Annotated in this window: 6 protein-coding genes; all 6 read left to right on the forward strand. The window is 45.0% G+C overall.

Features of this window, described 5'->3' with window-relative positions:
- A partial coding sequence (locus tag VF500_RS09760) for a TonB-dependent receptor (RefSeq protein ID WP_330859495.1) occupies positions 1–2577 on the forward strand: 2577 nt, incomplete at its 5' end.
- Positions 2578–2603: 26 nt separating this feature from the next.
- Positions 2604–4514: a RagB/SusD family nutrient uptake outer membrane protein gene (locus tag VF500_RS09765; protein ID WP_330859496.1), complete on the forward strand. Its 1911-nt coding sequence runs from the start codon at positions 2604–2606 to the stop codon at positions 4512–4514.
- Between the two features lie 46 nt (positions 4515–4560).
- A complete protein-coding gene (locus tag VF500_RS09770; RefSeq protein ID WP_330859497.1) occupies positions 4561–5799 on the forward strand; it encodes a DUF5000 domain-containing lipoprotein in 1239 nt (412 codons plus the stop codon).
- A 27-nt stretch (positions 5800–5826) separates the two neighbouring features.
- Positions 5827–7056, forward strand: coding sequence for a DUF4998 domain-containing protein (locus VF500_RS09775; protein ID WP_330859498.1), 1230 nt, complete (start codon positions 5827–5829; stop codon positions 7054–7056).
- A gap of 101 nt (positions 7057–7157) precedes the next feature.
- Positions 7158–8465 (forward strand): alpha-L-fucosidase, encoded by a 1308-nt coding sequence (locus tag VF500_RS09780; RefSeq protein WP_330859499.1) that lies wholly within the window; start codon positions 7158–7160, stop codon positions 8463–8465.
- A gap of 35 nt (positions 8466–8500) precedes the next feature.
- Positions 8501–10307, forward strand: a 1807-nt coding sequence (locus VF500_RS09785; RefSeq protein ID WP_330859500.1) for a glycoside hydrolase family 95 protein, incomplete at its 3' end; no start/stop codon positions are given.

The raw sequence follows: 10307 nt of genomic DNA on the forward strand, positions 1-10307 counted from the left end.
GTAATTTTGGTAAGCACCAAAGAAGGTAAAGTTGGTAAGGCCAAGATCAATGTACGGGTAGAAAACTCTATTTCACAATCGGCCAAAACACTGCAGCTTGCCGACCCGATCACATATATGAAACTGTTTAACGAAGCCACCATCACCCGCGATCCGTTAAGCCCGCTTCCTTTCTCACAAAATAAAATATTAAATACCGAAGCCACCGTCCGGGGCGATGCAGGAAGCAATAAATACGTTTATCCTGCTGTCGACTGGCTGGATATGCTTTTCAAAAAACGTACAGCTACCCAGCGTGCCGATATGAGCGTGAGCGGTGGTGGCGACGTAGCCCGTTATTATGTATCAGGGTCATATAACGTTGACCACGGGATCCTGCGCCAGGATATCGCCAACAATAACAACAACAACGTAAAATTTGAAAATTACCAGCTGCGCTCAAACGTTAATATCAATTTAAGTAAAAGCACCGAGCTTATTGTAAGGCTTGCCGGCTCATTCAATGAGTATAACGGCCCCCTTACCTCTGATGCTTCCTTCTCTACCGATTTGTATAACGTTGCGGTACATACCAGCCCGGTATTATTCCCGGCTTATTTCCCTGCCGACTCGGCTAACCGCGATGTTAAGCACATCCTGTTTGGTAACGCATCACCTGCCAACGCGGGTTCAGCATCAAATGCCATAGCGTACAATAACCCTTACGCTGCATTGCTGCGTGGCCATAAAAACTATTCAGAGTCAAGGCTATCGGCCCAGTTAGAATTAAACCAGAAACTGAATTTCATAACTGACGGGCTTAACTTTCATGGTTTATTCCATACCAACAGGTACTCTTACTTCCAGTCGCAAATGGGGTATTCTCCATTTTACTATAACGTGAATACCTATGATAAAGCCACTAACAAATACACTTTAACCTGGCTTAACCCGCAGCCAACCGGCAACAACGTAGCCACCGAGTACCTGAGCTATTACCGCGACCCCAGCACTGATAACCTGAATACGTATATCTATTTCCAGGGTGTATTGGATTACAATCACACCTTTGGGGATCATAACCTGAGCGCCTCATTGATCGGTACCCGCCAACAGACTGTGTATTCAGCAGCGAAGGACCCGGTACTTGATCGACCAACCCTTCAATACTCGCTGCCCTACCGTAACCTAACCCTTGCAGGCCGTGCTACCTATTCATTTAAAAGCCGCTATTTCCTGGAGTTTAACTTCGGCTATAATGGTACCGAGCGTTTTTCGGCCAATCACAGGTTTGGTTTCTTCCCTACCATCGGTGGTTCATGGATCGTATCTGACGAAAAATTCTGGGGATCTGGACTTTATGATGTTGTCTCCCGCATGAAGGTAAGGGCCAGCTATGGTTTGGTAGGTAACGATGCTATTGGCTCGCAACGTTTCTTCTTCCTGTCGGATGTTAACCTTAACGGCGGCAATCCTGCCACATTCGGTACTTATAACGGCTACACCCGCAACGGTGTTTACATCAACAACTATGAAAACCCTAATGTAACCTGGGAAACTTCGCGCCAGCTAAACCTTGGTCTTGAGTTTACTATGTTTAAAAACCTGAATGTAGTAGCCGAGGTTTATAAATACCATCGTTACAACATTCTTCAAACACGTACTTCATTGCCTACAACATTAGGTCTTGAAGCGCTTGACCAATATGGCAATCCCAACGTTACTGCCAACATAGGCACGGCTAACACCAAGGGTATCGACCTGCAAATGGACTATAAGGCTACTATAAATAACAATGTATGGTTACAGGGCCGTGGCAACTTCACTTTAGCAAGCAGCAAATATGGCAACTACGAAGAGCCTCAATATAAAGAAGCTTACCGTTACCATACAGGTCAGGAAATAGGCAGGCAGTATGGCTATATAGCCGAGCGCTTATTTGTTGACGATAACGAAGCCAAAAACTCTCCTTCACAGATCTTTTCAACCAACGGCATCCCTCCGGGCGGCGGCGATATCAAATACCGCGACCTAAATGGCGATGGCAAAATTGATGGTGCTGATCAAACCTTCATCGGCTATCCTACAGTTCCTGAAATTGTTTACGGCTACGGTTTATCGGCAGGTATTAAAAACTTTGATATCTCCTGCTTCTTCCAGGGACAGGCACGCGTTTCGTTCTTTATTGATCCTAACCGTACCAGTCCGTTTATTCAAAGCCCCGACCCATACATATATGGCAATACTCAGCTGATCAAAGCGTTTGCCGACAGTCACTGGAGTGAGGAAAACCAGGACTTATATGCTACCTATCCAAGATTAGGTGTAACAGGCAACCAGATCGAAAACAATCGCCAAAACAGTACCTGGTGGATGCGTGACGGTAGCTTCCTGAGGCTTAAATCGGTGGAGATAGGTTACTCATTGCCGCCATCTATTTTAAAGCGCTTAAATGTAACCAAATGCCGCATTTACTTTAACGGCTTGAACCTGTATACCTGGAGTGCCTTTAAACTTTGGGACCCTGAACTTGGCGGTAACGGTTTTGCTTACCCTATACAAAAGGTATTCAACTTAGGCATAAACGTTAACCTATAATTTTTTACAGATCAATACTTAGTATTATGAAACAATATTATAAACTTTTATTACTGGTAGGGCTCCTGGTTTCGGGCGCATCATGTAAAAAATATCTTGATGTAACGCCAGATAATACCGGTACTCTTGAGTATGCATTCAGGAACCGTAACGAGGCCGAAAACTACCTGTTTACTTGCTATGCAACCTTACAGCAGTTTTATGACCCTACTTCAAACATAGGCTTTACTACCTCATCAGAGATCATTTATCCAAACAACCTTACCAATCACCCGCTCAATGAAAATGGGTTTAACCTTATCCGCGGTACGCAAAACAGCAGCAGCCCGGGAGTAAACTGGTGGGATGGCGAAAATGGTGGACAAGCACTGTTCCGTTCTATCCGCAGGTGCAACATCATGCTTGAAAACATTGACAAGCCAGTTGATCTTTCACCATCTGAAAAAGCAAGATGGATTGCCGAGGTAAAATTCCTCAAAGCATATTATCATTACTACCTGTGCCGCTTATACGGCCCTGTACCACTGGTAAAAACCAATATCGACATTACCGCCAGTACCGAAGAAGTGAGGGTAAAACGCTCACCGGTTGATTCGGTATTTAACTATTGCGTACAGTTGCTGGATGAGGCTATTCCAGACCTGCCGCCGGTTATTACCAACCAGGCAAAAGAGCTTGGCCGTATTACCCAGTTAACCGCTTTATCAATTAAAGCCGAAATGTTAGCTACCCAGGCCAGCCCGTTATTTAACGGCAACCCTGATTATTCCAGCATGAAAAACAAAGATGGACAGGCCCTGTTTTCAAGCACTGTCGATCCGCAGAAATGGAAACGTGCGGCTGATGCCTGTAAAGCAGCCATTGATGCCTGCGAAGCCAACGGGCTTAAGCTTTACACCTTTGTTGCGCCGCCTACTGTTGGTGCCCTTTCAGACCAGTTACGTAACGAACTAACCATTCAAAACGCGGTTACCGAAAAATGGGATGTAAACCCCGAGCTGATATGGGCATTAAATCCAACCTTCCCATGCCAGGGTTATGCAACACCAAGGTTAACGCCAAAATCAGCAGTTAATATTTTCTCAAATCCGTCAACGTTTGCTGTTCCTCTTTCAACTCAGGAGCTTTTTTACACTGCCAACGGGGTACCCTTAACCGAGGATAAAAACTATGATTACACCAACCGTTTCGCGCTGAAAACAGCAGGTGATGCCGATAAATATTACATAGCCCAGGGCTACACCACTGTCAATGAGCACTACGGCCGCGAAACCCGCTTTTATGCCAACATTGCTTTCGACGGCAGTATCTGGTACGGTAACGGCATTTACAACCAGGATCAGGCTTACCATGTGGAAGCGCGCGGTTCCGGTTCATTGGCAGGCCCAAAAGATTTGAACACGCTTAACATTACCGGTTACTGGCCTAAAAAGTTAGCCAACTATCTTTCAGTTTATGACGATGGTTTTCAGTCTATTGAATATCACTTACCGTTGATGAGGCTTGCCGGCTTATACCTTTTATATGCCGAAACACTGAACGAGGTAAACGGCCCAGCAGCCGATGTATATAATTACGTTGACAAAGTAAGGGCAAGGGCTGGTTTGAAAGGCATATTGGAGTCATGGTCAACCTATTCAAAAACTCCTGGCAAACCGACAACTAAAGAAGGCTTACGCGATATCATACACCGCGAGCGCCGCATTGAGCTTTGCTTCGAAGCACAAAGCGGATGGGACCTTCGCCGCTGGAAAGAGATACAAAGTGTTTTAAGTGTACCGCTACAGGGCTGGAATATATATGAATCTGAAGCCGGTAACTATTACAGGCCACATACCGTGTTAACACCTGTTTTCGGGTTAAAAAATTATTTCTGGCCGATAAAGGACAACGACCTGATCGTTAACAACAATTTGGTGCAAACTACCTACTGGTAGGCGTCCCTTCAACTCAAAATGAATTAATTCAATATAAATAGGAATTATGAAACGCATTAAAAATTATTCGGTAACAGCGCTGGTGCTTGCAGCGGCGTTGTTTATGGCGTGCTTAAATTCATGCAAAAAGAACGACGGGTATGTTAAGGAGGTTTCGACCGATTTGAGCAAGCCTGCCTCGGTTACCAATGTAAAAGTTAAAAACTTTAACGGCGGTGCTTATATCACTTATGATCTGCCCAACTCAGATAACCTCCTATATGTGCAGGCCGAGTATCGCATCAACGATAAAACCACCCGTCAAACCAAATCGAGCTATTACTCGGATACGGTTACTGTTGACGGTTTTGCCAAAAGCCAGGAGTACGAGGTAACACTTTACTCGGTAAGCAGGGCAAACGTAAAATCAGATCCGCTGGTAGTTAAAGTACATCCTGATACACCTTTCTACAAGCTGATAAAGCCTACGTTAACCATCACTTCTGATTTTGGTGGCGTAAATATCAAAGCCATGAACCCTAATCAAAAAGATATAGGTGTTATTTTATTAGCCTTCGATAAATCAACCCAGGCCCTTGAGGTTGTCGATCAGCATTACACCCAGGTGGATACCATCAATTATTCGATACGGGGATATCCGGCGGTGCCGCAACAATTTGGGGTATATGTTACCGATAAATTTGGCAATATCTCAGATACTACCATTGTTAATCTCACCCCGATATTTGAAACACTGCTGGATAAAAGCAAGTTTTCGGTATATAAAACCCCTACCGACAGCCCCACCGCTTACGGATGGGAAGTACCATATCTTTGGGATAGCAAAACCGATGGCGGTTCAAATGGCTGGCACACTGCTCCGGGAGCCCCCGCGCCAATACAGGTTACCTTCAGCCTTGGCGTATCGGCACAATTAAGCCGCTTTGTTTTATGGGAAAGGCCTGATCAGTACGCTTATGCACACGGTAATCCTAAAGATTTCAGCATCTGGGGTTCGAACATTAACGCACCACAGGATGTAAGACTGCCTGACTATGCTCCTGTTGGAACGGTAGTTGGCGATTGGGTTAATATCGGCAACTATCATTATCCAAACCCGCCATCAGGCCTTACACCGGGCTTCACTAATGCGGCCGATGCGGCCTTTGTTGCGGCAGGGGTTAATTTTAATATCCCTCCGGGTTCAACGCCGATTAAATACTTCCGCTTTATGGTGCATGACACATGGTCGAACGGTGACTTTGCCCACATGATGGAGCTTTCAATTTATGGTAACCCACAATAGGTATTAAATAATTTAGATTAAACGAACATGAAAAATATTGTCAGAATAGCTGCTTTCTGTTTGCTTGGATACCTGTTGTATGGTTGCAGCAAGCAAGACACACAGTTTGAATCATACTTAAACGGGCATGAAATTAAATATCCGGGTACGGTGGCCAATGCCCATTCGCGCCCCGGAAACTTACGTGCCGCCATTACCTGGAACCCCAGTACCGATCCCAGCATAACGCGCTACGTAATATACTGGAACAACAAGGCCGATTCGATAATTTTTAATTCCACCAACCACAATCCGTCGGATAGCCTAACGGTTGTTGTACCAAACTTAAACGAGTATATTTATTCGTTCACTGTTTTCTCGTACGATGCTAAGGGCAACCGTTCTATTCCGCTTGACATCAATAATGTTAGGGTTTATGGGCCTATTTATCAGTCAGGTTTATCAAACAGGGGCTATAACGTTACAAACCCGTACGGTATCAGCGCTGATGGAAAACTTAAGCTTAACTTCCTGAAAGTTGACACCAGCACCCACAACGTTTTTACCGATATAAAATACACTAACAAAGCCGGTGTGGAAAGCTTTGGCAAACTTAGTGCGGATAGCGCGTCGGTTATATTAGCTGATTACAAGGCAGATACAAAGATTCAATTCCGGTCGGCGTTTAAACCGGTAGCAAATGCACTGGATACATTTTACGTAGCTAACTATGAAGACTTTCCAACAATTAATTCCGTAGCTATTTGCGATAAAAGTCTCTTCAAAAAAGTGTATTTAACCAATGATGCCAAACCTTACGAAGGAGATACCGATATCGACAGGCTTTGGGATGGCAGTGTAGGCCCGCAGGGTTTCCCTAACATTTTCCACAGTGATGGTAACGGCCCGCTGCCGGTAGTTATCACTTTTGATATGGGTGCACTTTACAAAGGCTTGGTTGCTATAGAAGAAACAGGCCGTAACTGTTGCCACAACCCCGATGATTTTGAAGTATGGGGCATAGCCGATCTGACTAATGCAACCACCAACTTAAAAGCCAATGATGCAGGCTGGACTGCTGAAGCAATTTCCAAAGGCTGGAAACTGCTGAAAGAGATCAAAAGGACCGACGATGGCAGCGCGCCATTGAAGGTTAGTTTTGATCCGAACCCGCCGCCGGTACGTTACATCCGCATCAGGATCAAACACAACTCAAACAACGAGGGTAACTACACCAATATGAGTGAGCTTACCTTCTGGAACAACGCATTACTATAACAATACCCCTATGACCGGGCCGCCCTGCGGGCCTGGTCATATTTTACAAAATATAAAGACGACCGACCTCTATTAATAATATCCACCTCAAAAATACCTTAATGAAAAAACCGGCAATTATTTTCCTTTACCTGTTTTCGATAATCAAAATCGGCTTTGCCCAACAGGCTACTCCCGTAAAAACCCCAAAAGCAGTTTTGGACGATTTCATGACCAAACGCTTCGGCATGTTTGTACACTTCGGGCCTGTAACTTTACGCGGCACTGAAATTGGCTGGAGTCGCAATAAGGAAGTAGCTCAGGATGATTATGACAACCTGTACAAGGAATTTAACCCGGTTTTATTTAATGCAGATGCCATTGTAAAAGCAGCTAAAGAAGCCGGCATGAAATACCTGGTGATCACCGCCAAACACCACGATGGCTTTGCTTTGTGGTCATCCGCATTTACCGGTTATAACATCAGCAAAACACCCTATAAACGCGATATGGTGGCCGAACTTGCCGCAGCCTGCAAAAAACAGGGCATACTTTTTTGCATCTACCACACCGTGCTCGACTGGCACGACCCTAACTACCCTATCCACAACCCCTACGATTCGACTAAGAATGTTAAGGGCGATATGGTAGCCTTTAAAACGCAAATGAAGAATGAGTTAAAAGAGCTCATCACCAAATATCACCCCTACCTGCTTTGGTTTGATGGTTACTGGGAAAAACCCTGGACCAATACCGACGGGCAGGAGATCTACAATTTCATCAAAAGTGTTGATCCCAACGTTATTGTAAACAATCGCTTAGGTAAAGAAAGCGAGAAACTGAATGACCAGTCGGTAGGTGATTATCTTACCCCCGAGCAGCGAATTGGTCAGCTTAACATGAACGAGCCATGGGAAAGCTGCATTACCATTTGCCAGCAATGGGCCTGGAAACCTAACGATAAAATGAAAACCGCGCAGGAATGTATCCAAACCTTGGTTAAAACCGCTGCCTGCAACGGCAACCTGTTATTTAATGTTGGGCCGATGCCTGACGGTCGCATCGAAGCACGCCAGATTGAAACCCTGCAGCAAATGGGTGTCTGGTTAAAAAAATATGGCGAAAGTATCTATGGCACCAAAGGAGGCCCCTATCCTCCGAATGATAACTATGCTGTTACACGCAAGGGAAACAAGATCTATTTGCACATATTTCAGAAAAAAGGTGATAAAATTGCATTACCAAACCTGCCCGGCGTTAACATAACCAACGCCTATGTGCTGGGCGGAACCAAAGTAAATTATAAACAGGATACAACAGGCTATAGCATTGATTTGCCGCAAACTTTACCTGATACAAACAGCAATGTGATTGTATTGGAATTGAACAAAAACGCCGAAGAAATACCTGTAATTGCCGCAGGTAAATAAACAAGCTTAAAACAGAAAACCTAATTAATATAAACATGCCAAAAAGAACGCCCCTGCTAATAACTGTAATGATAACAGGTATTACAACGTTTACACACGCACAAACAAAACAATTAAAGCTTTGGTACAAGCAACCCGCCCAGCGCTGGGAAGAAACCGTTGCTCTTGGTAACGGTCGACTGGGGATGATGCCCGATGGTGGTGTTACTACAGAGAAAGTAGTATTGAATGATATCACCATGTGGTCGGGCTCGTCGCAGGATGCCAATAATTACGAGGCTTATAAAAAACTGCCCGAGATCAGGACTTTGCTTGCAGCCGGCAAAAACGTAGAAGCACAGGCCATTATCGATAAATCGTTTGTGTGTACCGGCAAAGGATCTGGCGGAGTGCCTTTCGGCTGTTTCCAGATGCTGGGTGACCTGAACCTCAGCTATCAATACAAAGGCATTGATGATAAAGATGTAAAATATGAAAATTACGAACGTGAGCTTTCATTAAACAATGCCCTTGCCAAAACCACCTACCAGGTAAACGGCGTAACCTACAAACGCGAATATTTTACCAGTTTTGGTGATGATGTGGATGTGATCAAACTAAGCGCCGATAAACCGGGAATGCTAAACCTGAGCATCAATATCAGTCGCCCGGAACGTGGCGTTACCTTAACTACCGGTGATGAACTTGATTTGATCGGTCAGCTGGATAATGGTACCGATGGCAAAGGTGTGTCTTACAAGGCAGCGGTTAAAGCGAAATTAACCGGTGGGTCGTTAAGCACAACGGCTACGTCGTTGGTTATTAAAGATGCTACCGAGGTTTTGATCTATGTATCGGCAGGCACGGATTTTAAAAACCCGCAATACCTCAGCAAATTGAACAATGCAATGAGCGTGGCCTTGAACAAGCCATATGCATTGGAAAAGCAACAGCATATCGCCAAGTTTCAAAAACTCTTTAACCGCGTAAAAGTTGATCTTGGAACTTCAGAAGCTGAGAAACTAACAACCGATCAAAGGCTTATCGCCTTCCATACCAATCCCGATGCAGACAAAGGCCTGCCTGTTTTATTTTACCAGTTTGGCCGCTATCTGAGCATTTGCAGCACCCGCGTGGGCTTGCTTCCACCAAATCTTCAAGGTTTGTGGGCTAATGAAGTTCATACCCCATGGAATGGCGATTACCACCTGGATATCAATATTGAAATGAACCAGTGGCCTGTTGAGGTTTCCAACCTGTCAGAATTGAACCTACCCCTTGCCGACCTGGTTAAAGGCATGGTACCGCATGGTGAAAAAACGGCCAAAGCCTATTACAATGCGGATGGCTGGGTAGCCCACGTGATCACCAATCCATGGGGCTTTACCGAGCCGGGTGAGAGCGCTTCATGGGGAGTTTGTAAAGTGGGCTCGGGCTGGCTTTGCGACAACCTGTGGCAGCATTATGATTTTACAGGAGATAAAAACTACCTGAAACAAATTTACCCTATACTGAAAGGTGCCGCTCAATTTTACAACAGCATGCTTATCAGCGATGCTAAAACCGGCTGGCTGGTTACCTCGCCTTCGTCATCGCCCGAAAATAGCTTTTATCTGCCCGATGGCACACATGCCAGTATCTGTGTAGGCCCAACCATTGATAACCAGATCATCCGCCAGTTATTCAACAATGTGATCACTGCAAGCAAAGTATTAGGCAAGGACGAAGCCTTCAGTAAAACGCTGGCTGCCAAAGTAAAAAGACTCCCTCCTCCGGGTGTTATAGCTAAAGACGGCCGCATCCAGGAATGGCTTGAGGACTATAAAGAAACCGAACCGCAGCACCGTCACGTATCACACCTGT

The organism is Mucilaginibacter sp. (assembly GCF_036383575.1).
Taxonomy (GTDB): Bacteria; Bacteroidota; Bacteroidia; order Sphingobacteriales; family Sphingobacteriaceae; genus Mucilaginibacter.